Here is a 2,181-nt window from a genome sequence, read left to right on the forward strand (position 1 = left end):
AATAAAAATAATTAAAAATTACTTAAGTTGCCGCCATTGCCTGAACAGATACGGAAAAATGGATAGCATTGTTTGAAAACCCTATTTGTAATCAGCCTTATTTAGGACAAACGCAGTAGCGCCGCAACACAGCATATTAAATGTATTGGAGGAGCATAAACAAATTTCAAGACCAAAAGTGCCATTAGCAATAAGCTTTGTAAGAGGTCTAATCTAGATCTAGCAAATCTTGTAACCCTTCTACCTTGCTTAAGTCATTTGGTTTACGGTTGTTATTTTGATAATCTTGATTTTTGAAATCATTGAATGGCTTAGACTTAGCAAATCGTATCGCTAGCCCTAGTTGCAGATAAATAGCGGGTTGCTTATAATGAATATTATAAGTACAAGGTGCATCAGTAGAAAACTGTTTAAATTTTTGCAACTCCATGGCAAGGCGTGTGGTACATGCAAGATAGTTAGTAAGCTGCTGCTCATACCCTAACCCGAAATTATAGGCTAGTGTTTTATGGATATAATCTCCAAAGCCTACTAGGTTAGGTAAAACAGTATCCAAATGATACACACGAAATATACGAATGTCTGTAAAAAATCTATGGGTTGCATTATTAAATGGGTACCAGCCGAATTTAGCAAAAAATCTTCCTTGCGTAGACCATTTTTTATTCGGTATATATTCTTTATGATCTATAGTTTCATCGTTATGAACCAATTGATTGGTAACATTAAAGACGATTTCTCTACCAAGCCCCACAAACAGTCGCTTCCACAGGGTGTATTGTATGCTTAATGTAATAGGAATAGCCCATCCTTTACCTTTAAATGTTGCATTTTCAGCACTACCTTGTGTTATACGCGGATCAGATAGATTAAAATCTGCTAGCTTATAACGTGAAAGCGTATCATGAAACCAATTGGGCTGATATATTTCATCTGCGTTAGTTTTGAAAAAGTATTCATTGTTTTCTCTTTGGAGTAATAAATGCATCTCTTCCAAACAGTTGGTATAAAACACAGCTCCAGGGCCTATCGTGAAATCCACTGATAAGTTAGCCCATGGACTTTCTTTTTGGTCAGGCTTGGGTTGTTTGGCCAATGTGTGAACACCCAGCAGTTCTTCCAATAACTCATCTGTAGCTAGATCACTCAACTGGTTACTACGATCTGTTGGAGCTGATTCTTGTATAGCAGTAGCAGGCGAATGGTTATTTATCTGGGTGTTGGTTTGTTGCAAATAGGGTATAAGGCTAACCTTGTGCCAAGTTTGATTTGAGACATCATATGCCCAAAAGTTCATATAAGGTTTACCATAGCGCTTTAGATCTATTGGTTTATTCCCCAAAGATTCGGTTATAACTTTAAAAGATTTGATTCTTACCCATGTTTGACCTACGGGATCATAGGCATAAAAATTTTTTATTTTTTCATATTCATCTAAAATAGTTACACTTTTTTGATCATCATCAGCTGGTTCTATTGGCCGAAGTAACGTTTGGTTTAGTATAGCCCGACTAGTTGAATCGTTGGCTTGATTCTGCTGAGTAGCGCGTTTAGCAGAAGCCTCCACTTCTGGTTGTTGCAAGTGATATGTTTTTTGATAACCAAAATAGGCAAATAGGTTATTTTCTTTACTTATTTTAGATAAATTTTGCTTGCAAAATTTTGTTATCTTTTGTAAGATTATGATTGAATCGCTACTCAATATCTCTTTTGCTGTTCCCTCATCATAGTTAGTAAACAAGCAAAAAATAAAACTAAAAATAGCTTTTAATAAAAAATATGTTGTATTACGTTTAGGCGGATTGGTGCATTCCATAATTATTATTAAATTAATTTTTACTACTGGGTAAATTGTTATGCTTGAATTATCTGTAATTAGCTTTTAATCCTTATTTTCTTTCAGGGCTATTCTGACACCACGCAAAGTTAAACAAAAATTTGGTTGGTAAGGTCCTCTAATTTTGGCTTTTTAGGTGGATTTAGGTTATTTTTCCGCTTAATATTAATCTAATAGTTCTTCATGAATTATACAAGCCTGCCATACTTGAGCCTCTTTAGAAAGAAAAAGCGCCTTTTGTACCAGGCATACATTCAAGGCTATGGCAGTGTTTCTGTTTACCACTATGGCTTATGCTAGTAAAAAAACACGCCCTTTCAAAAAAGTGCGATCAGAAAGCGCAG

The 2,181-nt window shown here is 35.2% G+C and carries 1 protein-coding gene; it reads right to left on the bottom strand.

Annotated elements, in window-relative coordinates:
* Positions 1-208 precede the first annotated feature (208 nt).
* Positions 209-1,816 carry a hypothetical protein gene (locus tag MUW73_RS02075; protein ID WP_243018593.1) on the bottom strand — a complete coding sequence of 536 codons (1,608 nt, stop codon included), beginning with the start codon at positions 1,814-1,816 and terminating at the stop codon, positions 209-211.
* Positions 1,817-2,181: the final 365 nt, after the last annotated feature.

It is taken from the genome of Candidatus Cardinium sp. cByotN1 (genome assembly GCF_022810525.1).
Lineage (GTDB): Bacteria > Bacteroidota > Bacteroidia > Cytophagales > Amoebophilaceae > Cardinium.